This window comes from Micromonospora sp. NPDC048905 (assembly GCF_040649655.1).
In the GTDB taxonomy this organism is placed as follows: Bacteria; Actinomycetota; Actinomycetes; order Mycobacteriales; family Micromonosporaceae; genus Micromonospora.
On the sequence record NZ_JBEZFV010000014.1, the window covers coordinates 107,071 to 131,538 of the forward strand.

Genomic DNA, 24,468 nt, shown 5'->3' on the forward strand with positions numbered 1-24,468 from the left:
GTCCCACTTCTCCTGGTGCTTCTTTTTCCGATACGCTACCTCCTCGCCAGTGATTCGGTTTCCGAAGCGCAGGGGGTCGGGCACACATGACGTCCAGGTTGCGTACCGCTTTGTGTGAGCGGTTGGGTATCGACGTGCCGGTGGTGCAGGCGCCGATAGGTTCCGCGGCGGCGCCCGAACTGGCTGCCGCAGTGGCCGAAGCCGGTGGCCTCGGCATGCTGGCGTCGACCTGGCAGAGTCCCGAACGCGCGCGCCTCGGCATCCGCAATGTTCGGCAGCGGACGGCGCGGCCGTTCGGGGTGAATCTGGTGCTGGACTTTCCCGTCATCGACACGCTGGCGGTGTGCCTGGACGAGGCTGTGCCGGTCATCTCCACCTTCTGGGGTGATCCAGAACCCGTCAGCCACCGGATCCGTGCTGCCGGTGCAGTGCACATGCACACGGTCGGCAGCGTGCGGGAGGCTGTGCACGCCGCCGGCTGCGGCGTCGACGTCATCGTGGCGCAGGGCTGGGAGGCCGGCGGTCATGTTCGTGGGAAGACCGCCACCATGGTTCTGGTGCCAGCCGTCGTCGACGCGGTGCACCCGATTCCGGTCATGGCCGCCGGCGGAATCAGCGACGGCCGCGGCCTCGCCGCCGTCCTGGCCCTGGGCGCACAGGGCGCATGGATGGGAACTCGTTTCCTGGCGACCACCGAAGCCTTCACCCACCAGCTGTATCGGCAACACCTCCTCGCTGCCACCGCCGAGGACGCCGTCCACACCCACTGCTTCGATGGCGGATGGCCCGACGCCGTGCACCGCGCACTGCGGAATCCGACCCTGCGACGGTGGGAACTGGCCGGTTCACCCCCAGTGCCGGAGCGTCCGGGCGAAGGCGACGTCGTAGCCGTCGACGCCGCAGGCCAGGCCCATTACCGGTACGGGGATCTGATGCCCCTACCCGGCATGACCGGCGCCCTGGCGGACATGGCCCTCTACGCCGGCCAATCGGTCGAGCTCGTCCGGGACGTCCGGCCAGCAGGCCGGCTCATCCACGAACTCACGGCGCAGACCGTCGACGTCATCGAGCAGATGTGCCGCGCGATGCAGGCGGCAGACGGGACTTCGTACCCATGACCTCCCTCACTCGCGTCGGCGCAGACGCCGACCGCGGCGCTGCCGTGTTGTTCGACGTCGACGGCGTTCTGGTCGACTCCTACGCCACGTATCGCCGGATCTGGGACCGCTGGGCGCTGCACCACAGCCTGGACCCGGAGACCGTCTGGACTCACACCCACGGCCGCCGCCCGATCGACACCATCGCAGTCGTCGCTCCACACCTCGACACCGAAGCCGAATACCAGGTGGTACGCGACTTCATGGCCGACGAAGGTGACGCCTTCCCGGTGTACCCCGACGCCCCGAGCGTGCTGACGGCCATCCGGGATCGGCGGTGGGGTGTGGTGACCTCGGGCCGAGCCCCTACCGTGCGGCAACGACTGCGAGCAGGCGGTCTACCTGACCCCCCGGTCCTTGTGGACAGCACGCAGGTCGCCCTGGGAAAACCAGACCCGGAAGGCTACCTCCGCGCAGCCGACCTTCTGCGAACCCCGCCGGAGCGTTGCCTGGTCATCGAGGACGCCCCGGCCGGAATCGAAGCAGCTCGCGCGGCGCGGATGACCGTGATCGCACTGACCACCACCCACTCCGCCGCCCAGCTCACCGGCGCACACCACATCACCAAGACGCTCGGCGACGCGATGCCACGCATCGAGAGTTGGCTCAGCACACCGGTGTCATGACCAGTGCTCCACGCACTCGTGACGGTGGGCGAGACCGGTCGGTTGCGGTCGTCTCCACTGGAGGTGATCTCGCCGGTCACCGCCCCATGCGCCCCTACGGCTGGGACGGCCGGATGAACTGCCGATCATGGTCACTGACCGTGCTCCGGGGGCCGGCAGCACGCAGGACGACGTCGAGCACCAGGTCCGGGTCGGCGGCGTAGGACCCGCTGGCCCAGGCCGCGTTCGGCTCGATCACGGCCCAACGGCCGTCGATGACGCCCACGTCGACCACGATGGCGGTGGGGAGTGTGTGGCCGAATCCGGCCGCCAGGTCAGCGCCGAAGGCGAGCGCACCGGCTGTTGCGGGGCCGAGGCGCAGCCGCGCCTGCTCGGCGTACTGACTGGCGGCATGGACTGCGCCGTCGAGCAGGTACAGCCGGTACTCGGCGGTGAAGTCGACGATGTCGCTGACGAGTACGGGAGTCTGTCGGTCGACGGCGTCGGGGCCGGGCAGGCGGGAACCGTCCGTATAGATCATGGCCCGGATGGTCTTGTCGTTCGGTGACTTGACGAATGCGGGTCGGCGGAGTTCGTACGCTTCGTCGATCGGGACCAGGGTGATCTCCCGGAGCGTGACGTCCCGGGGCAGCCCGGCGAGCCAACCGTGTGGGGCCTCCAGCGGGGCGATCCCGAGCAGCGGGGCGACGGCGTCGGCGAAGGTCGGCCCGGCGTGCAGGTGGTCGGCGTGCACACCGGCGGGCACCTCGAAGGTCGAGAGCTGCACGGTGGGCAGCCCTCGCCGATGGGCGGTATCGCGCAACCGCTGAGCCGATGCGGTCAGTCGCGGCGGCAGGACGAGTGTCACGCACGAGGATCTTGCCGCATCGGGTGCCGCTGCCACAGCCGTTATCCGTGGCTGGTCGCCGTCGCGCTGCCGGGGCTGGCCCGGTTTCGCGTGCGAGGATCTGTGGCCATGGGCCTGGCGGACGCTCTCGCTGATTGGACCGACGTGGACGGCGCCCAGTACGCCTTGGGCAGGGCTGTGGGTCTGTTTGTCGATCACACGTTCTTGCAGGTCAAGTGGGTGTTCTGGTCGGACAGTCCGGTTGGTGCGGCACTCTACGACATGCTGCACGCGTTGGTGCGCGCTGGCGTTCTGGACCATCGTGACGAGCCCGACCACCAGTTTCGATGGAAGACGGCGACACCGCCCGATGGCCGGACGGCTGCGCCATGACCCGGCGCCCCGGACGGCCGCGGCGGCCCGGCCCGTCGACCCGTCAGCGGCGTGCCTGCTGTTTCTTGTGGCCAGCCTGGGTCACGGCTGCGTAGCTGACGCCTCCGACGAGGGAACCGAGCCCGGCGAAGAGGATGCCGCTCCAGGACTGGGGTAGCCACCCCTTCAGTGTCGCCGCGGTAGCCAACGCCACCGGTACCGCGGTGATCCACGCGGTGACGATGGCCCGGCCCGAGCGCCGGTCGTCCTGGTGGTGCAGGAAGCCCAACGCGCTGAGGATCGCGAGAAGACCATCATCATCGTAGATCCATGACAGCGCCAGGACGAGGAGGGCTCCGATGGCCAGGCCGACCGACGAGCGCCGGAGAGCCTCGCGTACGGAAACCCCGTCCCGCCGAGACGCGTCTGTCCGACCTGCCGGGTCATCGGGTCCGTTCGGCACCGATGACTGCTCGTCCACCGAACGATCGTCGCAACGCCCGACCAACGCTCGGGTGCTGCCAGGCCAACACCAGCGGTACGCGGTCGGTCCGACCGGAAGCTTCCGCTACGCCCGCGGGTCGACGTCGATGATCCCGCCGCACCACGCGCCAGCTCAGGCGTTGTCGAGCACGAACGCCCGCATGAGGTCGGCGCATTCGGCCGCGTGTGTCTCCAACAGGAAGTGCCCGCCGTCGTAGATGTGCGCGTCCATCCGTTCGAGAGCACGGTGGTAGGCGAGGACCTCCTCGACGTCGAAGAACGGGTCGTGCCGTCCCCAGAGGACGAGCGCCGGCGGCTGGTGGGCGCTGTGGTAGTCGGCCAGCTCGGCGAAGCGGGCGACGTGGTTGGCGTAGTCGGTGAACAACGCGAACTGGGCGTCGATGTTGCCGGGTCGTCGCATGCGCTCCCAGTCGAGGTGCCACGACTCGGGAGGTTGCCAGGCACGCACGTCCTCGGGCAGCCCGGCGAGGTACTGGTCCCGGGTGCCGGCGAAGGTCAGCCAGTCCGGCAGCGCGGCGCGCCGCTGGTCGGTCGGGTCGGCCCAGTACGCCTTGGCGTCGTCCCACTGCTCGCCGAGACCGTCGGAGTGCGCGTTGCCGCTCTGCACGATGAGGCCGCGGATGCGATCCGGGGCGCGGGTGGCCAGGTGGTATCCCACCGGTGCGCCGAAGTCGTGCAGGTAGACGAAGAAGCGCTCGACGCCGAGCTGGTCGAGCAGGTTCTCGATCGTCCGGGAGAGGTTCTCGAAGGTGTAGTCGTACTCGTCGACGGTGGGCGACGAGGACATGCCGAAGCCGGGGAGATCGGGTGCGATCACGTGCGCGACGTCGGCCAGCGTGGGCATCACCTCGCGGAAGGTGTGCGACGAGCTCGGGAACCCGTGCAGCAGAAGTACGGCCGGCTGCCCGGTCCGCCCCGCCTCGCGGAAGAACACCTCCAGGCCGTCGACGTCGGCCTGTCGGTGGCGGATCTTCTGGATGGCCTGCATCGCGTCCTCCTCCCACCGCGGTCGGCGCGGGCCCACCGGGTGTCCGCCGCGCAGCACCGGCAGCGGGGTCCATTGTTCCCTGCCCGGCCTGGCCGCGCTGGCATTGTCGGTCCAACCCGCCCGTCAGACCGGGCCGCTCGATGACGATTGCCCGGCGTGGTCGCCCGCGTCGGTGTCGATGGGGGCGGCTCGCCGTCACCGGGTCCGGCCGCCGGCCGGCGACGCGACCGTGAACAGCACGGTGAGCAGGGCCAGGACCGCGATGCCGGTGCTGACCTGGAATGCGCTGCGCATGCCGTCGGCGATGAGCGACGCGGTGGGTGCGGCGCCCGTGACCTGCGGGGTGTCACCGACGACCGAGGTGTACACCGTGGACAGGACCGCCACCCCGAGTGTCGCACCGGCCATCATGATCGCTTGAAGTAGCCCGGACGCGGCCCCGGCGTTCTCGGGGTCCACCGTCGACATGACGGTGACGTTGAGCGCAACGGCCACGAGGCCGAGGCCCGCGCCGGCGAGCAGCAGTGGCCCGAACAGGCCGGCGAGGTAACCGGTGGTGGCGGTGATCGTGGTCAGCCAGGCGGTGGCGATCAGGAGTACGACGACACCCGTGGCGGCCGTCGTCTTCGCGCCGTATCTGCCCAGTGGCCTGGCCGCGTTCCGGGCGGTGACCAGCAGCCCGGCCGCCATCGGCAGGAAGGCGAGGCCGGCCTGTAGCGGGCTGAAGCCGGACACCTCCTGCACGAAGAGGATGAGGAGGAACTGCATGCTCAGGGTCACCATGGGCACCAGCAGTAGGCCCAGGTAGGCCCCCGCGCGGGAACGGTCGGCGAACACGCCGAGCGGCATGATCGGCTGCGGTGCCGTTCGTTCGATCACGACGAACGCGATCAACGACAGGACGCCAACGCTCAGTCCGACCAGGGTGAGCGGGTCGTTCCAGCCGTGTTCGGCGGTGCGCACCAGCCCGAACACGACGCCGACCATGCCGACCAGGGAGGTCGCCGCCCCGGGAAGGTCGAGACGGCCGGCCGTCCGTGGTGACTCGTCGACGAATCGGCGCGCGAAGAGCAGCACGAACAGGCCGACCGGAACGTTGACGAACAGCACCCAGCGCCAGGAGGCCAGGGTGACGATGACGCCGCCGAGGATCAGGCCGAGAGTCATCGCCGACGCGGTCGTCGACGAGTAGATGCCGAGCGCTCTGGTCTGTGCGGCGCCCCGAAAGCTGATGACCAGCAGGGCGAGGGTGCTCGGCCCGGCGAGTGCCGCGCCGACGCCTTGCAGCGTCCGCATGGCGACCAGCCACTCCGCGCTCTGGGCCAGGCCGCCGAGCAGGGACGCCACGGTGAACAGCGCGATGCCGACCAGGAACACCCGGCGTCGACCGAGGATGTCGCCGGCTCGACCACCGAGCAGCAACAGGCCGCCGAAGGCGAGGAGGAAGGCGTTGACCACCCAGGAGAGGCCGGCGGTGGAGAAGCCCAGGCCGTCTCTGATCACCGGAAGCGCGACGTTGATGACGGTGCCGTCGAGCATCAGCATGACCTCGCAGGACACCAGGATCGTCAGGGTCAGCGTGGCCGCCCGGCCGGTCCTCGGGGCCGACGACCGGGTGGTGTCCGCGGTGCGGGGCGGTGAACTCGACACGGATCCTCCTGCTTGAATAGCGTGGAGACGAGTGAGCCAATAGTGAACGCTTCCGTCTACTATATGGGCCGCGGTGTGACCGTGACAAGCTGTCTCCGCGCGCGGAGGCAGAGAGGTGACCGATGACGACTCCGACCGCAGGGGCGGACCAGGCGGCCCGGGTCCAGGGGCGGCGACGGGGTGCGGATCTCGAGCGCGCGATCTTCGAAGCGGTGATCGACCAGCTCGGCACCGTCGGCTACGCCAAGCTCAGCATGGAGGGCGTGGCGGCGGCGGCCCGCACCGGCAAGGCCGCCCTCTACCGCCGCTGGGACAACCGGGACGAACTCATCCGCGACGCCCTGGGCACCCTGCTGCCGGGGCCGCCCGACGTGCCGGAGTCGACCTCCCTGCGTGCGGGTCTGCTGATGCTGCTGCAGTACTTCGACTCGGCACTGTTCGGGTCCAGGGGCGCCGCGTTCCAGGCGGTCGCCGCCGGGAGCGGCAACGACGTGACGATGCTGCGTGCCCTCTTCCAGGCTCGGGTGACCGACCCGTGCCAGGAGCAGATCCTGGCGCTGCTGCGCCGGGACGTGCCGACCGGCGGCGCGTCGACGATTGACGAGGCGCAGGCGAGGGTGTTCGCCACGGTCGGGCCCGCGATGCTGACGTACAACTGCGTCAACGGGCAGGACAGGAGCACCGACCAGCAGATCGAGTCCATCGTGGATGCCGTGCTCCTGCCGCTGGCACACGCGCACCGGTCATCGGTTGGGCAGAAGCCCGGATAACCCGACGGTCCGGGACGTCGAGAACGGCCGGGCGGTTCCGTCCCAGTGATGAGCGGCCACCAGGGCCGCACCAAGGAGAGGCAGGCCCGGCATGGCGATCCAGCGGATGGACAACGTCCTCATCGTTGTCGACGATCTTGACGCGGTCATCGCGTTCTTCGTCGAACTCGGCATGGAGTTGGAGGGCAGGGGTCCGGTCGAGGGGCGCTGGGTAGAGCGGGTGATCGGGCTCGACGACGTTCGGCAGGAGGTCGCGATGCTGCGGACCCCGGACGGCCACGGCAAGGTCGAGCTGGCGATGTTCCACACGCCGGCGGCGGTCCGGGCCGAGCCGGCGGACGCGCCCGCGAACACCCTGGGCATTCGTCGGATCATGTTCGCCGTCGACGACGTCGAGGACGTCATCGCCCGCCTGCGTCCGCACGGGGCCGAACTCGTCGGTGAGTTGGCGCAGTACGAGAACAGCTACCGGCTCTGCTACGTCCGTGGTCCGGAGGGCATCATCGTCGGCCTGGCCGAACAGCTCGGTTGAGGGCCAGCGCCGCGAGGGTCAGGCGCGAATGTCGGTGACCATCGTGTCCGCGTTCTCGAACGACTCGATCGTGCGGAACCCTTCGGCGGCGTAGAGCTTCGCCGCGAAGTTCGCACGCTCCACACTCAGTGACACCCGAGGGATGCCGCGCGCGCGTGCGGCATCCCGGGCAGCGCGCAGCAGCATCCGGCCCACCCCCCGACCCCGCCACGACTCCACCACGCCGATGGTCAGCTCCGGCACGTCGTCGCTCACATACCCGTAGCCCGGGTCCGCGGCGGTCAGGTGCCGCAGCCAGGCCGCGCCGACGGGCTGACCGGCGGGCTCCACCGCGACCACCCCGACGTCGTCCGGCCGCATCCACCCGGTGACGTAGTGCGCCAGCGCGGGGTCGGCCAGGATCCGTTCGCGAGACCAGTCGCGCTCCGGCAGCCAGTTCACGGCCTCCACCAGCATGTCGACCAGGAACGCGAGATCGGACGGAGTGGCGGCGCGGATATCGACGTTCTGCACCGCCACACCCTGCCACAGGCCCAGACCCGGCCGCCATTGACGAGAAAGTGACTCGCCGAGGTGGGCGGTCGTAGTACCAACTGATGAGGTCTTCTTCATTCCCGGTGTCGATGGCACGGCCGTATGTCGGCGCCAGAGTGGACGCAGTGTCGCCTCGCTGGCCGCGGCCGTCATCGACGGGTCGAGGTCCGGACAACCACATCGAGAGAGGGCAGTACGTGAGCGGGAACGAAGAGCAGAGGAGCACGTGGGCGCCCTGGTGGGTCTACCTGTGTGTCATTCTCGGCGGCAACTACGTGAAGCAGTACCTGGTTCGGGACCTGCCCGTGGTGGTCAACGCCGCCATCACCATCGTGCTCGTGGGCACGCTCTTCGTGGTCATCACGGCGGTCTACCGTGGTGTCCGACGCGTCGACCGTTAGCGGCGCGGCGCGTGCCCGCGCGGTGGCGGCTTCCGGCTTCCTCGTTACGCTCGGGGCATGTTCCGTGCGGCTCGGCCTGATGACTTCGCGCAGATCATCCGCCTCTACCGGCAACTGAACCCGGACGATCCGGTGCTCGACGACGGATCCGACGAGCAGGTCTTCCACCAGATCGTGGACACACCGGGGCTGCGTCTGTTCGTCCTCGAACTGGACGGGGTCGTCGTCGCCACGACGTACCTCAACGTGATCCCCAACCTCAGCCGGTCGGCGTCGCCGTACGCCGTGGTCGAGAACGTGGTCGTCGAGGAGTCGCGGCGCGGCACCGGGCTCGGCCGGCAGATCATGGCCGGCACCCTCCAGGCCGCCTGGGACGCGGGCTGCTACAAGGCGATGCTGATGACGGGGTCGCGTACCCCGGCGACGCACGCCTTCTACCGCGCCTGCGGGTTCGCGCCCGACGTCAAGACCGCGTACCTGGCGCGACCACCGGCATCCGAGAGCCAGGCGCGCGGTCCAGCGCGGGCGGGCCGCGCTGGTGAGACAGCCTAGACGGGGAAGGTCTCGCGCAGCGCGGGGTCCAGTGACCGGCCGGTCGTCGGCTCGACGAACAGCTCGGCGAGCAGAAGGCCCGCGAGGTGGGTCACGTTGATGCCCGACTCCTTGCCCCCGAGGCCCTGCAACGCGCCGCCGAGTCGGAACGCGGCCTTCGCCACGCCGGCCGGCAGTCGGCCCACCCGGCGACGTCGGCCGACCGCCTCGGCGATACGCCCGATCATGTCGTCCCAGGTCAGGTTCTCGTCGGCGACCGGAATGTCCGCGCCGCTGGCCTGCTCCAAGGCGTCCGCCGCGATCTCGGCGACGCTGCGCACCGCGACCGCGGCGCTTCCGCCGGTCGGCACCACCAGCGGGGTACGCGACCGCGCCCACCGGTCCAGCGGCCCGGCCCAGTTCGGCAGCCGGTCACCGGCCCGACCGAAAACGAAGGGCAGTTCGAGAACGGCGACCGGCAGATCCGGGCCGGCGGCCGCCCGCCCCTCCCGGGCCTGCTCGACACGGCACCGGATGTACGTGTGCCGCTCGGCGAGCCGCCACTGCGGATGCAGCCGGTCGAAATAGGTGTAGTAGGAGCCCATCACGACCCCGCGGGTGAGGCCCTCCAGGCGGGCGGCGGTGCACAGGCGTACCACCGGTTCGACGTTGTCGCGGCGGAACTCCGGGTAGATCGGCTTGCGCAGCGGCCGCTGCTCGTCGGTGCGGGTGGCGTACACGACGCCGTCGTGACCGGCGAGCAACGGCCGCAGGTCCTCGATCGAGGCGGACCCGACATCGAGGCGGTGATCGACCCCCGGCTGGGCGGTCCGCGCCACCGTGGTGGTGGCATGGCCGCGCTCGCGCAGCACGTCCACGACATGAGCGCCGATCAGGCCACTGCCACCCACCACGAGAATCCGCACGGTGCATCGTCCACTCTGGAGCCGGGTGCTTGTCAAGCCACCGTGGCCACCCGGTCCGTTGCGCCGGCTGCACCGCCGCGGCGAACGCCCACCCAGCAGCCGCTCAACCCACCTCACTTAGCCCAGAGAAGAACCGGGGCGGACGGTTTTCACCGTCCGCCCCGGACTCCCGCCGTTCGGCGGCCCCGGCCGCCGACCAGGCCGGGCACCGCCGGCTAGCTGGTCAGGATGAACCTCTCCCACGACCCGACCGACGTACGGTTGGCGATCAACGCGCCCGCCCCGGCGTTCTCGGCGGCCACGATCTGGTTGTTGGCCAGCGCCCGCAGGCCGACCGTGCCGTCCGAGTTGTTGATGATCGTGAAGGTCTCCCACGGCCCGACCGTCGTACGGCTCGCGATCAACGGACTCGCGCCGGCGTTGTCAGCGCAGACGTACAGCCCGTTGGCGCGCGAGCGCAGGGCGATGTTGCCGTTGCCGGCGTCCACCCGGTCGAACTGCTCGGTCGTCGAGACGCTGGCCTTGTTGGCGATCAGCGGGTTGGTGCCGACGGCCGATACGTACTGGTTGTTGACCTGCGCCCGCAGCGTGATACCTCCGCTGGGGGTGGTGGTGCCGGTGGTGAAGGTGAACGCGTCTACATCGAACAGGTAGCCGGACCCGCCCTTGAACACCAGGTACAGTGCGGTCGACGCGCTCGGCGGGTTGCTGATCGTGCCGGACGACTCGACGAAGGTCTCCCAGTTACCGGTCACCGGCACCGTGACGGTGCCCAGCAGGGTGCCGGTGGCCGACCCGGCCCGGACCTCGATGGTGCCACCGGCGCCGGCCGACGACGCCCGGACGGTGATGCGGTTGGCGTTGGACAGGTTGTACGGCTGGTACGAGATCCAGTCGTTGTTCTCGATGAACCCGGCGGTGCGGCCACCCTCGGCGCTGGTGTGGTCGGTCGCCTGGACACCGGACTGGGCGCTGAAGTGCTCACCCTGACGGTGCTTCGGCTGCAGGGTCTTGATGCTGTGCGTGGTGAGCCCACCGTTGTCGGTGTAGGCGGCGTCGAAGACTCCGTAGATGTTGGCCGCGGAGTCGTGCTCCCCGTCCGTCGGGACGGTGATGGAGCCGCTGCAACCGGTCTTCGAGGTGATCTGGTGCGCGTGGCTGTCGTGGCCCAGCGCGTAGGTCAGGCTCACCTTCGAGCAGTCGATCGTGCCGTCCTGCGGGTCGCTCACCGAGATCTGGTACGACACGGTGTCACCGAAGCTGAACAGCTGCCCGTCGGCCGGCGTGGTCAGCGTCACCGTCGGCGCGGTGTTCCCCACGGTGATGACCAGGCTCGCCGTGCCGGATAGGCCGGTCGGGTCGGTGACCTTCAGGGTGGGGGAGAAGGTGCCGTTCGTGGTGTACGTCTTCGTCGGGTTGGCCGCCGTCGACGTGGTGCCGTCGCCGAACGTCCACAGGTAGCTCAGCGCCCCACCCTCCGGGTCGGAGGAGCCGGCCGACGAGAAGTTGACGGTCAGCGGGTTCGACCCCGAGGTGGGGTTGGCCGAGGCGACCGCGATCGGGTTGCGGTTGCCGCCACCGATGTACTCGATCCGGAAGAGCGCCTGGTTGTTCGAGCCGGTGCCGTAGTCCAGCACGTAGAGCGCGCCGTCCGGGCCGAAGGCCATGTCCATGACCTGGGTGCCGCTCCACGGGAAGCTGGAGATCTCCCCGCGCGAGCCGTCGGAGTTGACCTTGATCGGCTTGATCCACCGGCGGCCGTACTCGCCGGCGAAGAACTGGCCGTCCAGCGACTGCGGGAACTTGATGCTGGAGTTGAGCGAGGCGTTGTACCGGTACACCGGGCCGCCCATCGGCGACTCCGAGCCGCTGCCGAACTCCGAGGGCGACCCGGAGTCGCCGGCGTACTTGATCCAGGCCGGCTTCGCCGCGGGCAGCGTGCCGAGGCCGGTGTTGCGGAACGAGTTGTTGGTCGGCCCGCCCGTGCAGTTGTACTTGGACTGCGACGGCCCGGACGGGAAGGTGTATTCGTTGTACGTTTCGGTGCTGCTGTTGCTGCCGGTGCAGTACGGCCAACCGAAGTTGCCCGGTGCCGCGATGCGGTTGAACTCGACCTGACCGGAGGGGCCGCGGCTGGAGTTCGTGGACCCGGAGTCGGGGCCGTAGTCGCCGAGGTAGACGACGCCGGTGGCCTTGTCGACGCTCATCCGGAACGGGTTACGCAGGCCCATCGCGTAGATCTCCGGGCGGGTGTTCGCCGTGCCGGGGGCGAACAGGTTGCCCGACGGGATGGTGTACGTGCCGTCCGCCTGCGGCTTGATCCGCAGCACCTTGCCCCGCAGGTCGTTGGTGTTGCCCGCGGAGCGCTGGGCGTCGAACTGTGGGTTGCGGTTGGTCCGCTCGTCCAGGGGCGCGTAGCCGGACGACTCGAACGGGTTGGTGTCGTCGCCGGTGGTCAGGTACAGGTTGCCCGCGGCGTCGAAGTCCAGGTCACCACCGACGTGGCAGCACTGCCCACGGTCGTTGGCGACCTGGAGCACGATCTTCTCGGTGCTCAGGTTGAGCGTGTCGTCGCTGTTGAGGGTGAACCGGGACAGCCGCAGGTGCCCCTTCCACCGGTCCCAGTCCGACTGCGAGCCGGTGGTCGGGGCGTCCCCGGACGGGGTGCTCAACGTCGGCGAGTAGTACAGGTAGATCCACCGGTTGGTGGCGAAGTTGGGGTCGACGGCGACGCCCTGCAACCCCTCCTCGTCGTGCGTGTAGACCGACAGGGTGCCGGAGGTCTTGGTGTTGCCGTTCACGTCGGTGACCCGCAGGACACCGTTGCGGGCGGTGTGCAGCACCGAACGGTTGGGCAGCACGGCCAGGGACATGGCCTCACCCAGCTCGGCGGAGCCGGTGGCGAGTTTGACCTGCTGATAGTCGGAGGCGGGGATGACCACCGCCTGCGCGGTGGACGGTGCGGCGGCCACGGCCAGGGTCACGCTCGCGACGGTGGTGACCGCCGCGATGAGTGCCCGGGACCAGCGCCGGGGGTTCGAAAGCATGATCGTCCTTTCTCGACGACCAGGGCCGGGGCGTGCGGGGGCGCACCACGGCCAGGTGGGGGTGGTGAAGAGCGCGTCGAGACGCGATCAGTTGGTGGTGACGAGGTCGAACTTCTCCCACTGACCGATGGAGGTCCGGTTGGCGATCAGCGGAGAGCCACCACCGTTGTCGGCCGCGACGTAACGGTTGTTCACCGTGGCCCGCAGGCTCACCGTGCCGTCGGAGTTGCGGACGAGCTGGAAGGTCTCCCAGGCGCCGGCGCTGCCCCGGTTGGCGATCAGCGCGGAGGCTCCGGCGTTCTCCGCCGCGACGAACTGACCGTTGCTCTTGGCGCGCAGCGCGACGTTGCCGTTGGCCAGGCTGACCACGTCGAACCGCTCGCTGGTCCCGACGGAGGTCTTGTTGGCGATCAGCGCGGTGGTGGCGTTGGGCGCGCTCACGTACTGGTTGTTGGCGCGAGCCTTCAGGGTGGAACCGACGGCCGCGGGCGGCGGGGTGGTCGGCGGGGCCGTCGTCGGCGGCGCGGTGGTCGGCGGCGCGGTGGTCGGCGGGGCGGTGGTCGGCGGCGGGGTGGTCGGCGACGTCCCCGGCGAGCAGTTGGCGCTCACGGAACCCGCGGCGACCTGCAGGCCGCCGAGCAGCATCCGGGTGAAGTTCGGGTCGGTGTACGACGCCTCGGTGTGCCCGAGGCCCGTGTACCACGCCCGTCCGCTGCCGACCGTCTTGCACCAGGTGATCGGGTGGTCGCCGCGCATGTTGCCGCCGCTGTAGGACGACTCGTCGAGGCTGGCGAGGACCCGCACGGTGGACCGGGGGTTGGTGCGGTAGTTGTACCACTCGTCGGAGCGCGACCAGGTGCTCGGCAGGTGCGCGGTCGACGGGTTGGTGCGGTCCTCGATCTTCACGGTCGCCGTCTGGATCGCCGGGTGCGAGTCGAACCACGCCCCGACCAGCGCGCCGTACCACGGCCAGCTGTACTCGGTGTCGGCGGCGGCGTGCACGCCGACGTACCCGCCACCACCGGCGATGTACGACTCGAACGCCGTCTGCTGGCTGGCGTTGAGGACGTCACCGGTCGTCGACATGAAGACCACCGCCTGGTACTGGGCCAGGTTGGAGGTGGTGAACTGGCCGGCATCCTCGGTCGCGGTCACGCTGAAGCCGTTGGCGGAGCCGAGCTGCTGGATCGCGGCGATGCCGTTGGGGATGGCCGAGTGGCGGAAGCCGGCGGTCTTGCTGAACACCAGGACCTTGGTCAGCGGTGCGGCCGAGGCCTGCGTGGGCAGGGTTATCAGGCCGGCCACCAGCACGGCCAGGCCGGTGATGAGAGCCAACAAACGGGGACGGGAACGCATGGTCTTGCTCCTCTGCTGAGCGTCGACCTCAGGCTGTGCACGGGGGCAGGCCGGGGCCGCAGTGGCGGTGGTGCGGAAGCCGGGCCGCCGATGCTCGGCTGAGGTGGTGCGGGGGGTGGTGGGGTGATGGGGGACGGGTCACTGCGCCAGTCGGCCGACTCGACCGACACTGTGGACGATCAATTGTATCGACTGGCATCGCTGACGCAGTAAACCTCCGATGTCTGGCCCTCGTCAAGCCCACGTGCTCCGGCCCCGGGGTCCGTCGACGCGGACGGCGCGGGCGCTGCGGCGCGGCGCGTGGTCGGCGGCAGGTCCACCCGCCAAGACGAGAACTTCGCGTCGAACAGGGCGCGGCGCTGCCGGTTTGACCCGCCGACCCCGGTGCGCGTCGGGCGGTTAACCCCGCTCGTCCGACGCGCCACCGCGAGTGCCCCGGGTCGCCATGAGGATGAGGTCGGCGATCGTCTCCGGGTGGGTGACCATGGCAAGATGCGACGATTCGACCTCGATCGTCGTTGCGTCCATCCGGTCGGCCAGGAACCGTTCCAGCTCCGGCGCGGTCGTGCGGTCCTGCGTGGAGATCGAGTAGTAGCAGGGTCGGTTCCGCCAGGCGGCCGTCGTCGTGCGGCCCTGGAACAGGTCCCCGGCGATCGGCCCCTGCACCGCGTAGAGGGCGCGGGCGCGAGCCTCCTCCACCCCGCCGGCGAAATCGGTCAGAAAAGCACTCTCGCTGAGCTGGGCGTACCCGTCGTGGTGCACGAGACCGGCGTTCGCCGGCGGCGTGGGGTACTTTGCCGCCAGCGCGGTGAAGTCCTCGCCGACGTCCGGCGCGCGGGCTGCCACGTACACCAGGGCGCTCACCCGGGGATGGTTACCGGCGTCGCTGATGACCGTGCCGGCCCAGGAGTGGCCCACCAGCACCGTCGGCCCGTCCTGGCGGTCGAGGGCACGGTTGGTGGCGGCGACGTCGTCGGCCAGGGAGGTCAGCGGATTCTGCACCGCGGTGACGGTCAGCCCGGCGCGCTGGAGCAGGGGGATGACGTCGGACCAGGAGGAGCCGTCGGCGTACGCGCCGTGGACCAGCACGACGTTGCGCGCCTGCATGGCGGGGGACTGGTCGCTCATCTGAAACCTCCGCGGGCGGGGCGACGCCGTGCCACCGCTGGGTCGTCGACGACAGCTCTCGCCTGCCACTCTTCCCCAGGACGGTCCCGCCGGTGGGCGAAACGCCGACGCTCGCGCCCTCAGCGCACCGGGTCCGGTGCGACCGCCCGCCAGTCCAGGCGGTCGCGGTAGTGACGACGGACGACCAGCCAGCCGACCGAGAACGGGATCGCGCCCATGGCCACGACTCCCAGGACGGCCGAACCGGTGACGTCGAAGACCGCTCCGACGTCACCGAACAACTGGGCGACCGTCTGGAAGGCCACGTGGAAGCCGATGCTCGCCCACACGTCGCCGGTGGCGGCACGGAAGGCGCCCAGCAGGAGAGCGAAGACGAGGAACAGCGCGATCCGGTCGACGGACCGGGCGGCCCCGATGAGGAACCCGAACACGGTGAACAACACCGCCTGCCCGATCACCGCCCGCCCGGCCGGCCACCGGGTGGCGAGGTTGTGCTGCAGGTAGCCACGGAAGACGAGTTCCTCCGGCAGCGCCTCTTTCAGCCCGACGAGCACGACCAGCAACGCCGCCACCCGAAGCGCGTCCCCGACGGACGTCCGAATGCTGATCTCGACCCAGCCGAGACCGAGGCAGAGCGCGAACCCGAGGGCGGCGGGCAACAGCCAGCAGGCCATGCCGAGCAGCAGGCGCCGCCAACCGGACCGCAGCGAGGGCAGGCCGAGACCGGCCCAGGGGCGCCGGTCGAGCCGGTGGCGGGCAACCACGACCAGGGGTACGACGAGCGCCGTCGTGAGGACCGCCCCGGCGGCATGGGTCGGACGGTCGTACTCGCGGTCGAGCAGAGCCCCGAGCGCCAGCCACACCAGCACGGCGCCCGCGTAGACGACGAGGATCCGCCCGGGCAGGGCGACGCGAGGGTTGCCGTTCACCACCGGCAGCGTAGCCAGCGGCGGCAACACGGGCCGTCAGCGACCGAGGACGAGGTAGGCGAGCCCGAGGATGCCCCGGTAGCCGTCGACGTACTCGCGCAACCTGTCGTCGAGCTGCGTGCGGACATCGGCCGCGCGGGGATCCTCCGGGTACGTCAGCAGCCACTCCTGGCGGCCCGCGAGCCAGGTGGACTCGAAGTCGTCCCACTCCCGTTGGTCGGCGGTGCTCAGGTGCAGCACCCGCCAGCCGCGTTCCCGGGCGGCCTCGACCAGCCCCGGGAGGGTCACCACGTCCCGGCCGAAGATCTCCTCGACCTCCGGTGTCGGAGGGCGCTCCCAGTACGCGTCACCGAGCAGGAGTCGGCCACCGGGTCGGACCACGGCGGTGAGCGCGTCGAGCGCGGGCAGGGTACCGCCGAAGGCGTGCGCCGATCCGATGCAGAGCACCCGGTCGGCCGGCTCCTGCCAGGCCGCCGCCTCACCCTCGACGAAGGTGACGTGCCGGTTCAGCGACCGGTCCGCGGCCAGTCGCCGTCCCCGCTCCAGGGCGTCGCCGTCGGTGTCGACGCCGACGCCGCGCGTCGCGACCGGACCGGACACGCCCCCGGCGGCGACCGCGCGCAGCAGCAGCTCACCCCAACCGCAGCCGAGATCGAGCACGCGCGCGCCGGGGCGGACGTCGAGTCGTTGCAGCAGCAACGCCGCGTGCTCCGGTGCCAGCGGCGTGTTCCAGCGCATCCGGGCGTGGCGGCTGGCGGCGAGGTGGTCGGCTGACTGCATCCGTGGATGGTGCCACGTCGTGATCATCGGCGTGCGCCGCGTCCGGTGCCCGCGCGTACGGCAGGATCGGTGGGGTGGACGCGCAGCGGGCGGGGCCGTTTCGGCGGCCGACCCCGCAGGAGGTGGCGGCGGCGGCCGGCCGGGGCCTGGCCGACGTGATCGGCCCCGGCCTGCGGGTGCTGTTCTGTGGCTTCAACCCGGGTCTCTACTCCGCCGCCGTGGGGTTGCCCTTCGCCCGCCGGGGCAGCCGGTTCTGGCCGGCCCTGCACGGTGGCGGGTTCACCGACCGGGAGCTGCACCCGTGGGAGCACGACGAGTTGCTTCGCCAGGGACTGGGCATCACCAGCCTGAGCAACCGGGCCACCGCCCGCGCCGACGAGCTGACCTCGGCGGAGCTGGTGGCCGGGTTGACGGGGTTGGCGGTGAAGGCCGAGCGGTACCGGCCGCGGTGGGTGGCGATCCTCGGGGTGACCGCGTACCGGATCGCCTTTGTCCGACCGAAGGCCGGGCTGGGTCCGCAGCCGGATCGGCTGGGTCCGGCCCGGGTGTGGGTGCTGCCCAACCCCAGCGGCCTGAACGCACACTTCCCCCTGCCCACGTTGACCGCCGAGTTCGCCAGGCTGCGGCGGGAGCTCGACCCCTAGGGCGTGTCTCGCGAGTGCTGGCCGGCCAGCGCGACACGGAGGTCGGCGAGCGTCGCGACCGCCCAGCGGCCGACGGCGTCGGGATACTCCGCCTCCGGTCGCTCCGTGACGTCCTGGGCCGTGACCGACCACGACACCGGCCAGCGCTTGTCGAGGTGCGAACGATCGGTGGGCGGCGCCGACCGGGTGACCTTCCGCGAGCCGGCCGCGAAGCGGCCCATCTCGCGGCGCAGGTGCGCGATCGGAGGCGCGCCGGGACCGGTCATCTCGTCGACCGCGGCGTGCAGGCGGTCGAGCGTCTCGGTCGTGAGCCGGGACGGATGCTGGAGCTGGTACGTGGCCACCGCGAAGAAGTGCGCGCGCATCCCCGCCTCCGGTTCGAGAGCGGGTAGCACGCGGGTCTCGATCTCCAGCAGCTCGTGCAGCCGCGTCCAGCAGTCGCCGGTCGCCGGCAACGCCCCTCCGCACTCAGGGCAACGCGCGTGCACGGGCGCCCCTCCTCGGTGAGCTGCTGCCCCTCACTGCCGGCCCTCGTTCACCAGCTGCCCGGCGAGCCCCTGGTAGTAGGGCTGCATGGCGGGGTGGTACTCGTCGAACTCGGGCCGGGGTGAGCCGTCCCGGGAGGCGACGAGCAGGTCCAGGTAGTACTCCCAGCCGGCACCGACCTCGGCGATGCCCTCCACGCTCGTGAGGTGCTGGACGAACCGCAACTCGGTGGTGCCGTCGGTCTCGGTCAGCGCCAGCTCCAGCCGCCAGGTGCCGTAGCTGTCGATCAGCGAGACGGCGAGGCGTCGCGGTGGCTCGCACGCGTCGATGTGGACCTCAGACCAGGGCTGTTCCTCCTCGAAGGCCATCTGGAGCCGGACGGTCCGTCCGGGCGCGGCGTCGCCCTCCCACGGGCCGTACCAGCGGGCCGTGCGCTCCGGCTCGGTCAGACTGGCCCAGACGTCCTCCGCCGGGGCGCGGAAGGTCCGGGTGAGGACGAGGTCGTGGCCGGCGTCGGTGCGAAACAGGCGTCCGGTGGGCGTACGGGTCATGCCGTGTGCTCCCTTCGATGCTCCGCCGGGCCGCTGCTGCGGCGCTCTCGGCGGGTGCGATAGATCTCGGTCTCCAGCGCGTCGAGGTGTCGCTCCCACCGGTCGGTGCCGACCAGCCCGGCGAGCCAGTCGGCCAGCGGGGCGAGTGGGCCGGGGTCGAGGCGGTAGATCCGGTGTCGGCCCACGACCTCGTCGCGGACCAGCCCGCTCTCGCGCAGCACCCGTAGGTGGCGGCTGATGGCGGGTCGGCTGATCGCGAACCGTTGGGCGATGTCGCCGGCAGAGAGGGGTTCGGCGCGCAGCATGGTCAGGATGTGCCGTCGCACCGGGTCCGCGATTGCGGTGGCCACCTCGTCCACACCAGAAGCGTAACCCATGGGTTACGGGTTTGGTGACCCGCCTGCGTCGATGGTGGGCACATGATCAGGTCGCCTGGCACTCTGTACGCCATGGCCACCCTGCTTCGCTCCCGGATGACCGACTGGACCGTCGCCGTACCCGTGCTCGCCGTGCTGGTGCTGCTCGCCACCTGGGGGCGGGACCTGCCGGCTCCGATCATCGTGGTGGTCGCGGTGCTGCTGGGAGGTGCGGTGCTGGCGGCCGTGCACCACGCGGAGGTGGTCGCCCACCGGGTGGGGGAGCCGTACGGGTCGCTGGTGCTCGCCGTCGCGGTCACCGTGATCGAGGTCGCCCTCATCGTCACGCTGATGATCAGCGGCCCGGAGAAGACCCAGTCGCTCGCCCGCGACACCGTCTTCGCCGCCGTCATGATCACCTGCAACGGCATCCTCGGCCTGTCGCTGCTGCTCGGGGCGCTGCGCCGGCGCGTCGCCGTGTTCAACCCGGAGGGCACCGGCGGCGCGCTGGCCACCGTGATCACCCTGGCCACGCTGAGTCTGGTCATCCCGACCTTCACCACGGCCCGGCCCGGCCCGGAGTTCAGCCCGGCCCAACTCACCTTCGCCGCCGTCGCGTCGCTGGCCTTGTACGGGCTGTTCGTGCTCGTGCAGACCGGCCGGCACCGCGACTACTTCCTGCCGGTGGACAGCCAGGGCCGGGTGATCGACGCCGAGGAGCACGCCAAACCGCCGACGACCCGAGCGGCGCTGATCAGCCTGGGGCTGCTGCTGGTGGCGTTGATCGCGGTGGTGGGCGACGCGAAGACGGTCTCCCCGACCATCGAGGCCGGTGTCGCGGCCGCGAACCTGCCGCACGCGTTCGTCGGTGTGATCATCGCCCTGCTGGTGCTGCTGCCGGAGACCCTCGCCGCCGCGCGCGCCGCCCGCCGCGACCGCGTACAGATCAGCCTGAACCTCGCCCTCGGCTCCGCGATGGCCAGCATCGGCCTGACTATCCCGGCCATCGCCATCGCCTCGATCTGGCTGGACGGCCCCCTGCTGCTCGGCCTCGGCGGCACCCAGCTCGCCCTGCTCGCGCTGACCGCGGTGACCGCGGTGCTGACCGTCGTGCCGGGCCGGGCCAACGTGCTGCAGGGTGGCGTACACCTGGTGTTGCTGGCCGCCTTCGTCTTCCTGGCCGCGAGTCCCTGACCGTCCGCCGCCCGGCTCAGCCGGCGGGCGGCGGGTCGCCCCCGAGACGGTCCGCGCGGGCGTTCAGGTAGCGCTGCTGCGCCAGGTTCGTCGAGCGCGCCGCCGCCATCCGGTACGCCTCCCGCGCCGCGACCCGCTCACCCCGCAGCTCCCACAGGTGGGCGCGGGCGGCCGGCAGCCGCGGGTCGTCGGCCAGCCGCGGGTCGTCGGCCAGGTCGGCGAGCAGCGCCAACCCGGCCGGCGTGCCCCGACTCATGGCCACCGCCACCGCGTGGTTGAGCGCCACCACCGGATTGTCGGACATCTGGAGGAGCACCTCGTACAGGGCGGTGATCTGCGCCCAGTCGGTGGCTGCCGCGCTGGGTGCCTCATCGTGCACGGCCGCGATGGCCGCCTGCACCTGGTACGCCCCGACGACCCCGCGCGGCAGCGCCGCGCTGATCAACCCGACCCCCTCGGCGATCTGGTCGGCCCGCCACCGGGAGCGGTCCTGCTCGGCCATCGGCACCAGCTCGCCGTGCGCGCCGATCCGGGCCGGCGCTCGGGCGTCGGTGAGCAGCATCAACGCGAGCAGCCCGGTCACCTCGGGATCCTCGGGCACCAGCCGGTGCACCAGGCGGGTCAGCCGGATCGCCTCGGAGGTCAGGTCGGCGCGCAGCAACCCGGGCCCGGCCGTGCGGGCGTACCCCTCCGTGAAGATCAGGTAGAGCACGTGCAGCACGGCGGCGAGCCGGTCGGCGCGCTGCGGGCCGGTCGGCGGCGCGAACCGCAGCCCACTGTCGCGGATCCGCTGCTTGCCCCGACTGATCCGCCGGGTCATCGTCGCCTCCGGCACCAGGAACGCGCGCGCCACCTCGGCGGTGCTCAACCCGCCGACCGCCCGCAGTGTGAGCGCGATCTGCGACGCCGGCGACAGCGCCGGGTGGCAGCACAGGAACAGCAGGATGAGTGTGTCGTCGGCGTCCGCGGGCTGCTGGTCGGCCGCCGGAGCGCGCCACTGCTCGGGCAGCACCCACCGCGCCACCGTGTCCTCCCGCCGCATCCGGGCCTGCTCCCGGCGCAGCAGGTCGGTCAGCCGGCGGGACGCGACGGTGATCAGCCAGCCGCGCGGGTTGTCCGGTACGCCGTCGCGCGGCCAACCGTCGGCCGCGGCGATCAGCGCCTCCTGCACGGCGTCCTCAGCGGTGTCGAAGTGCCCGTAGCGACGGACCAGCGCGCCGAGGACCTGCGGCGCCAGCGCGCGCAGCAGGTCCTCGACGGGTGTCTGCGGCATCGGTCAGCCGGCCAGGTCCTCGATGCCCTCCAGCACCGGCCGCACGTCCACGTACCCGCCGGGGGCGTCCGGGTCGACCAGCCCGGCGGCGATCTCGGTGGCCCGGTCGAAGCTGGCGCACTCCACGATCGTGTAACCGGCCAGGACCTCCTGCGTCTCCGGGTACGGGCCGTCGGTGACCACGGGTGCGCCCTCGCGTACCTGCACCCGGCGCGCGTGCACGGGCTCGCTCAGGCCCTGGGCGTCCACCAACTCCCCGGACTCGGCCAGCGCCTGGTGGAACGTCTCCATGTGCTGGTGCATCGCCGCGATCTGCTCGGCCGACATCGCGGGCCGGTCGGAAGCCCGCCCCGACAACACGTCGTAGTCCTGCTGGGAGCCGTACAGCAAAATCATGTACTTCACGGGTGTCTCCTCGTGTCGCTGGCACCGCCTCCGGCGCCGCTCACCAGAAACGTCGAAGCCCAACCCCCAACCCGGACACCCACCCCCGGCCCCCGCCCGATTCGATCCGTTGATCATGAGGTTATAGCTCCGACACGCCGATGCGAGTGGCAATAACTCCATGATCAACGGGGGAGGGGTGGGGTGGGGTGGTCTAGGTTGGTGCCATGGCGGTGGTTTGGGCTGTGGTGGGAGGTTTCGCTGCGGTGGCTGTTGCCGCGTTCGGGGTTGTGGTTCGGCGGGGGCGGCGGACCGGCGAGGTCGGGAACGACGAACGCACGGCCGGTCGGGATGCCCTCGGCCGGCAGCAGCGCTACGAGGCCGAGCGACACGGCGACCAGGGCGACACCTGGCAGCGCGGCGGCGCTGCCGGCGGCTGACGGCTCACTGACCGTAGGAACGGCGGAGCCGGTCGTTGATCAGGTAGTTGAGCCGGTGCCGCAGGTACCCCAGTGTGCTCTCGCTCGGCACGTCCCCGCCGGTGGTGAGCGTCCACCGCAGCGCGCACTCCGGGCCGGGTGGGTCGGCGGCCAGGTCGAAACGGATCCGGTCCAGCGGCCGGTGCGGCCACAGCGACGACCAGATCAGCAGTACGGGCGCGTAGCTGGCGAGCACCCGGGGCGCCACCTCGTCGTCACGCAGCTCCAGCCAGGGCCGGGCACCGACCTCGTACGGGTCGCGCAGCGAACGCCACACGACGTGTGGCGGGGCCGGCTGACGGCGACGGCGGCTGCCCAGCTCGTGCACGACGACCCTCCTCGCCGGACGGCCGCACCCGCCCCGGCTCATTCTGGCCGTACGACACGGTTGCCGTGAACCATCCGCAGCCGCCGCACGTGAATCCGGTGCGTGGGCGTGGGGTCGTATCGTCGGGGTACTACCAGCGCGAGCACGGATGTCTGGGGAGGCACAGTGGGCACACGGTCAGGACGCGCCGCCCGGGGACCGCTGGCGGCCCTGCTGATCGCCGCCCTGCTGTCGCTCGCCTGCGCCGGGGGCGGGCTGGCCGAGCCGGAGGGCGAGCGCCCCGCGCCGGCCCGTTCGCAGGGATCCCCGGCGCCGAACACCACCCGGGCCGACGGCACCACAAGTGTCGCCGAATTCGAGCAGGACGTCGCCGACGCGCAGACGATCGCCGAACGGTACTGGGCGGCCCAGTTCAAGGAGTCCGGGCAGCGGTTCCAACCGATCCGGCGGATCACCCCGTACCAGCGGGCGGGCGAGGTGTCCTGCGGGGGAGAACCGCTGCCCCGCAACAACGCCGTCTACTGCTCCCGGGGCGACTTCATCGCGTACGACATCGCCTGGTCGGTGGCGGCGTTCCGCCAGGTCGGTGACGCGTTCGTGTTCTACCTGCTCGGCCACGAGTACGCCCACGGCATCCAGGTGCGGCTCGGCATCAACTACAGCTTCACCATCCAGCAGGAGTTGCAGGCCGACTGCATGGCCGGCGCGTACCTCGGCGACTCGGTGCGCGCCAAGGTCCTGACCCTGGCCGACGGTGACCTCGACGAGTTCCGTGAGGGGCTGGCGGCCGTGGGCGACGACCCGGACCAGCCGTGGTTCGCGGAGGGCTCGCACGGCACCGCCGAGCAGCGCACCGACTCGTTCTTCCGCGGCTACGAGCGTTCGCTGGAGGCCTGCGACCTGGGCTGAGCGGGTTGCCCGGATCACGTCGGCGCCCATCGCGGTCACCAGCGGGGTGCCGGCCTGGCAGGATCGCCGGTGTCGGCCACGACCCTGGAGGATCCGCTGAGCAGCCACCACCTTGCCGCCGTGCTCTTCGACATGGACGGCACGCTCGTCGACAGCGAGAAGCTGTGGGACGTCGCGCTGCAGGAACTCGCCCGGGAGTACGGCGGGGAGCTGTCCGAGGACGCCCGCCGGTCGATCATCGGCACTGCCATGGCCGAGTCGATGCGCATCCTGCACGACGACCTGGGGCAACCCGAACGGGATCCGGAGATCAGCGCGGCGTGGATCAACGCCCGGATCCTGGAGTTGTTCCGCACCGGACTGCCCTGGCGGCCCGGCGCCTTCGAGTTGCTGCGCGCGGTCCGCTCGGCGGGGATCCCCACCGCGTTGGTCACCTCCAGCCCCCGGGCGCTCGTCGAGATCGCCCTGGACACCCTGGGCCGGGACACCTTCGACACCGTGGTCGCCGGCGACGAGGTGGTGGCGGCCAAGCCGCACCCCGAGCCCTACCTGACCGCCGCCCGGCAGCTCGGTGTGCCGATCGAGCGTTGCGTGGCGATCGAGGACTCGCCGACCGGGGTGGCCAGCGCGCTCGCCTCGGGTGCGGCGGTGCTGGCCGTACCGGCGGAGGTGGCGCTCGCGCGCACTGCCGGCGTACATCAGGTGGAGAGCCTGACCGGCGTGGACCTGGGGCTGCTCGCGGCGCTGCTGACCGACCGGGCCGCGGCGACCGGCTGAGAGGCCGGCGCCCCGCCGCCTGAGCGTCGA

The 24,468-nt window shown here is 71.1% G+C and carries 28 protein-coding genes and 1 pseudogene; 12 read left to right on the forward strand and 17 right to left on the reverse strand.

All coding sequences use genetic code 11. From position 1 onward, the window contains the following. The first annotated feature begins 86 nt into the window (after positions 1-86). Positions 87-1,118, forward strand: a complete 1,032-nt coding sequence (locus AB0C01_RS28610; RefSeq protein WP_357572598.1) for a nitronate monooxygenase — start codon at positions 87-89, stop codon at positions 1,116-1,118. Beyond that, positions 1,115-1,783, forward strand: coding sequence for an HAD-IA family hydrolase (locus tag AB0C01_RS28615; protein ID WP_357572599.1), 669 nt, complete (start codon positions 1,115-1,117; stop codon positions 1,781-1,783). Before AB0C01_RS28610 ends, AB0C01_RS28615 begins: the two co-directional genes overlap by 4 nt. A 94-nt stretch (positions 1,784-1,877) precedes the next feature. Here the strand turns inward: AB0C01_RS28615 and AB0C01_RS28620 are convergent, their stop codons facing one another. Beyond that, positions 1,878-2,630, reverse strand: a complete 753-nt coding sequence (locus AB0C01_RS28620; RefSeq protein WP_357254200.1) for an ATP-grasp domain-containing protein — start codon at positions 2,628-2,630, stop codon at positions 1,878-1,880. Between the two features lie 108 nt (positions 2,631-2,738). Between AB0C01_RS28620 and AB0C01_RS28625 the strand changes: the two genes are divergently transcribed. After that, on the forward strand, positions 2,739-3,002 hold the full coding sequence (locus tag AB0C01_RS28625) for a hypothetical protein (protein WP_357254201.1): 264 nt from the start codon (positions 2,739-2,741) through the stop codon (positions 3,000-3,002). Between the two features lie 43 nt (positions 3,003-3,045). Here AB0C01_RS28625 and AB0C01_RS28630 read toward each other — a convergent pair whose 3' ends face one another. The 3 genes from AB0C01_RS28630 to AB0C01_RS28640 all read right to left on the reverse strand — a co-directional run bounded on the left by AB0C01_RS28630 (position 3,046) and on the right by AB0C01_RS28640 (position 6,123). Then, positions 3,046-3,462 (reverse strand): hypothetical protein, encoded by a 417-nt coding sequence (locus AB0C01_RS28630; protein WP_357254203.1) that lies wholly within the window; start codon positions 3,460-3,462, stop codon positions 3,046-3,048. 135 nt (positions 3,463-3,597) lie between these two features. After that, entirely contained in the window at positions 3,598-4,473 is an 876-nt protein-coding gene (locus AB0C01_RS28635; protein ID WP_357572600.1) for an alpha/beta hydrolase, read from the reverse strand. Between the two features lie 195 nt (positions 4,474-4,668). Next, positions 4,669-6,123: an MFS transporter gene (locus tag AB0C01_RS28640; RefSeq protein WP_357572601.1), complete on the reverse strand. Its 1,455-nt coding sequence runs from the start codon at positions 6,121-6,123 to the stop codon at positions 4,669-4,671. Positions 6,124-6,245: 122 nt separating this feature from the next. On the opposite strand from AB0C01_RS28640, the gene AB0C01_RS28645 reads away from it, so the two are divergent. Together AB0C01_RS28645 and AB0C01_RS28650 are read left to right on the forward strand one after the other, a co-directional pair. After that, a complete protein-coding gene (locus AB0C01_RS28645) occupies positions 6,246-6,893 on the forward strand; it encodes a TetR family transcriptional regulator (RefSeq protein ID WP_357254208.1) in 648 nt (215 codons plus the stop codon). Between the two features lie 91 nt (positions 6,894-6,984). Continuing rightward, complete coding sequence (locus AB0C01_RS28650; RefSeq protein WP_357572602.1) at positions 6,985-7,425, forward strand: VOC family protein; 441 nt, start codon at positions 6,985-6,987, stop codon at positions 7,423-7,425. Positions 7,426-7,443: 18 nt separating this feature from the next. On the opposite strand, the gene AB0C01_RS28655 is transcribed toward AB0C01_RS28650, so the two are convergent. Beyond that, positions 7,444-7,938, reverse strand: coding sequence for a GNAT family N-acetyltransferase (locus AB0C01_RS28655; RefSeq protein ID WP_357254212.1), 495 nt, complete (start codon positions 7,936-7,938; stop codon positions 7,444-7,446). Between the two features lie 218 nt (positions 7,939-8,156). On the opposite strand from AB0C01_RS28655, the gene AB0C01_RS28660 reads away from it, so the two are divergent. Together AB0C01_RS28660 and AB0C01_RS28665 are read left to right on the forward strand one after the other, a co-directional pair. After that, positions 8,157-8,360, forward strand: a complete 204-nt coding sequence (locus AB0C01_RS28660) for a hypothetical protein (protein WP_357254214.1) — start codon at positions 8,157-8,159, stop codon at positions 8,358-8,360. Between the two features lie 57 nt (positions 8,361-8,417). Beyond that, positions 8,418-8,912 carry a GNAT family N-acetyltransferase gene (locus tag AB0C01_RS28665; RefSeq protein WP_357254216.1) on the forward strand — a complete coding sequence of 165 codons (495 nt, stop codon included), beginning with the start codon at positions 8,418-8,420 and terminating at the stop codon, positions 8,910-8,912. Here AB0C01_RS28665 and AB0C01_RS28670 read toward each other — a convergent pair. The 6 genes and pseudogenes from AB0C01_RS28670 to AB0C01_RS28695 form a co-directional block, all read right to left on the reverse strand. After that, a complete protein-coding gene (locus tag AB0C01_RS28670) occupies positions 8,909-9,817 on the reverse strand; it encodes an NAD-dependent epimerase/dehydratase family protein (RefSeq protein ID WP_357254218.1) in 909 nt (302 codons plus the stop codon). The genes AB0C01_RS28665 and AB0C01_RS28670 overlap by 4 nt on opposite strands. Before the next feature lie 215 nt (positions 9,818-10,032). Continuing rightward, a complete protein-coding gene (locus AB0C01_RS28675; RefSeq protein ID WP_357572603.1) occupies positions 10,033-12,864 on the reverse strand; it encodes a PQQ-dependent sugar dehydrogenase in 2,832 nt (943 codons plus the stop codon). 588 nt (positions 12,865-13,452) lie between these two features. Continuing rightward, positions 13,453-14,220 (reverse strand): annotated as a pseudogene (locus AB0C01_RS28680) (ThuA domain-containing protein); the annotation flags it as partial. Positions 14,221-14,619: 399 nt separating this feature from the next. After that, complete coding sequence (locus tag AB0C01_RS28685; protein WP_357572604.1) at positions 14,620-15,348, reverse strand: alpha/beta hydrolase; 729 nt, start codon at positions 15,346-15,348, stop codon at positions 14,620-14,622. Between the two features lie 119 nt (positions 15,349-15,467). Then, complete coding sequence (locus AB0C01_RS28690; RefSeq protein ID WP_357572605.1) at positions 15,468-16,277, reverse strand: CPBP family intramembrane glutamic endopeptidase; 810 nt, start codon at positions 16,275-16,277, stop codon at positions 15,468-15,470. Positions 16,278-16,313: 36 nt separating this feature from the next. Then, on the reverse strand, positions 16,314-17,057 hold the full coding sequence (locus AB0C01_RS28695) for a methyltransferase domain-containing protein (protein WP_357254226.1): 744 nt from the start codon (positions 17,055-17,057) through the stop codon (positions 16,314-16,316). Between the two features lie 74 nt (positions 17,058-17,131). On the opposite strand from AB0C01_RS28695, the gene mug reads away from it, so the two are divergent. Beyond that, positions 17,132-17,701 (forward strand): G/U mismatch-specific DNA glycosylase, encoded by a 570-nt coding sequence (mug, locus tag AB0C01_RS28700; protein WP_357254228.1) that lies wholly within the window; start codon positions 17,132-17,134, stop codon positions 17,699-17,701. Here mug and AB0C01_RS28705 read toward each other — a convergent pair. Genes AB0C01_RS28705 through AB0C01_RS28715 form a run of 3 tightly spaced genes read right to left on the reverse strand, consistent with a single transcriptional unit; the run spans position 17,698 to position 19,097 of the window. Then, complete coding sequence (locus AB0C01_RS28705; RefSeq protein ID WP_357572606.1) at positions 17,698-18,189, reverse strand: DUF5946 family protein; 492 nt, start codon at positions 18,187-18,189, stop codon at positions 17,698-17,700. The genes mug and AB0C01_RS28705 overlap by 4 nt on opposite strands. 30 nt (positions 18,190-18,219) lie before the next feature. Continuing rightward, positions 18,220-18,738 (reverse strand): SRPBCC family protein, encoded by a 519-nt coding sequence (locus AB0C01_RS28710; RefSeq protein ID WP_357254230.1) that lies wholly within the window; start codon positions 18,736-18,738, stop codon positions 18,220-18,222. Then, a complete protein-coding gene (locus AB0C01_RS28715) occupies positions 18,735-19,097 on the reverse strand; it encodes a metalloregulator ArsR/SmtB family transcription factor (protein ID WP_357254232.1) in 363 nt (120 codons plus the stop codon). Before AB0C01_RS28715 ends, AB0C01_RS28710 begins: the two co-directional genes overlap by 4 nt. A 90-nt stretch (positions 19,098-19,187) precedes the next feature. On the opposite strand from AB0C01_RS28715, the gene AB0C01_RS28720 reads away from it, so the two are divergent. Further along, on the forward strand, positions 19,188-20,288 hold the full coding sequence (locus tag AB0C01_RS28720) for an ionic transporter y4hA (RefSeq protein WP_357254273.1): 1,101 nt from the start codon (positions 19,188-19,190) through the stop codon (positions 20,286-20,288). Between the two features lie 16 nt (positions 20,289-20,304). On the opposite strand, the gene AB0C01_RS28725 is transcribed toward AB0C01_RS28720, so the two are convergent. Both AB0C01_RS28725 and AB0C01_RS28730 read right to left on the reverse strand, forming a co-directional pair. After that, complete coding sequence (locus tag AB0C01_RS28725; protein ID WP_357572607.1) at positions 20,305-21,561, reverse strand: sigma-70 family RNA polymerase sigma factor; 1,257 nt, start codon at positions 21,559-21,561, stop codon at positions 20,305-20,307. Between the two features lie 3 nt (positions 21,562-21,564). Then, complete coding sequence (locus tag AB0C01_RS28730) at positions 21,565-21,957, reverse strand: YciI family protein (protein ID WP_357254275.1); 393 nt, start codon at positions 21,955-21,957, stop codon at positions 21,565-21,567. 254 nt (positions 21,958-22,211) lie between these two features. Here AB0C01_RS28730 and AB0C01_RS28735 point away from each other — a divergent pair, with 254 nt between their 5' ends. Continuing rightward, positions 22,212-22,385 carry a hypothetical protein gene (locus AB0C01_RS28735; protein WP_357254236.1) on the forward strand — a complete coding sequence of 58 codons (174 nt, stop codon included), beginning with the start codon at positions 22,212-22,214 and terminating at the stop codon, positions 22,383-22,385. Between the two features lie 4 nt (positions 22,386-22,389). Here AB0C01_RS28735 and AB0C01_RS28740 read toward each other — a convergent pair whose 3' ends face one another. After that, positions 22,390-22,752 (reverse strand): hypothetical protein, encoded by a 363-nt coding sequence (locus AB0C01_RS28740; protein WP_357572608.1) that lies wholly within the window; start codon positions 22,750-22,752, stop codon positions 22,390-22,392. Positions 22,753-22,860: 108 nt separating this feature from the next. On the opposite strand from AB0C01_RS28740, the gene AB0C01_RS28745 reads away from it, so the two are divergent. Continuing rightward, positions 22,861-23,661, forward strand: a complete 801-nt coding sequence (locus tag AB0C01_RS28745; protein ID WP_357254239.1) for a neutral zinc metallopeptidase — start codon at positions 22,861-22,863, stop codon at positions 23,659-23,661. Between the two features lie 120 nt (positions 23,662-23,781). Next, on the forward strand, positions 23,782-24,438 hold the full coding sequence (locus tag AB0C01_RS28750; protein ID WP_357572614.1) for an HAD family phosphatase: 657 nt from the start codon (positions 23,782-23,784) through the stop codon (positions 24,436-24,438). The last annotated feature ends 30 nt before the right edge of the window (positions 24,439-24,468 follow it).

Coding starts and splice junctions, on each gene's coding strand:
- AB0C01_RS28610 (WP_357572598.1), top strand. CDS start 87: ATGACGTCCAGGTTGCGTACCGCTTTGTGTGAGCGGTTGGGTATCGAC.
- AB0C01_RS28615 (WP_357572599.1), top strand. CDS start 1,115: ATGACCTCCCTCACTCGCGTCGGCGCAGACGCCGACCGCGGCGCTGCC.
- AB0C01_RS28625 (WP_357254201.1), top strand. CDS start 2,739: ATGGGCCTGGCGGACGCTCTCGCTGATTGGACCGACGTGGACGGCGCC.
- AB0C01_RS28635 (WP_357572600.1), bottom strand. CDS start 4,473: ATGCAGGCCATCCAGAAGATCCGCCACCGACAGGCCGACGTCGACGGC.
- AB0C01_RS28645 (WP_357254208.1), top strand. CDS start 6,246: ATGACGACTCCGACCGCAGGGGCGGACCAGGCGGCCCGGGTCCAGGGG.
- AB0C01_RS28650 (WP_357572602.1), top strand. CDS start 6,985: ATGGCGATCCAGCGGATGGACAACGTCCTCATCGTTGTCGACGATCTT.
- AB0C01_RS28665 (WP_357254216.1), top strand. CDS start 8,418: ATGTTCCGTGCGGCTCGGCCTGATGACTTCGCGCAGATCATCCGCCTC.
- AB0C01_RS28675 (WP_357572603.1), bottom strand. CDS start 12,864: ATGCTTTCGAACCCCCGGCGCTGGTCCCGGGCACTCATCGCGGCGGTC.
- AB0C01_RS28685 (WP_357572604.1), bottom strand. CDS start 15,348: ATGAGCGACCAGTCCCCCGCCATGCAGGCGCGCAACGTCGTGCTGGTC.
- AB0C01_RS28695 (WP_357254226.1), bottom strand. CDS start 17,057: ATGCAGTCAGCCGACCACCTCGCCGCCAGCCGCCACGCCCGGATGCGC.
- AB0C01_RS28710 (WP_357254230.1), bottom strand. CDS start 18,738: ATGACCCGTACGCCCACCGGACGCCTGTTTCGCACCGACGCCGGCCAC.
- AB0C01_RS28720 (WP_357254273.1), top strand. CDS start 19,188: ATGGCCACCCTGCTTCGCTCCCGGATGACCGACTGGACCGTCGCCGTA.
- AB0C01_RS28725 (WP_357572607.1), bottom strand. CDS start 21,561: ATGCCGCAGACACCCGTCGAGGACCTGCTGCGCGCGCTGGCGCCGCAG.
- AB0C01_RS28730 (WP_357254275.1), bottom strand. CDS start 21,957: ATGATTTTGCTGTACGGCTCCCAGCAGGACTACGACGTGTTGTCGGGG.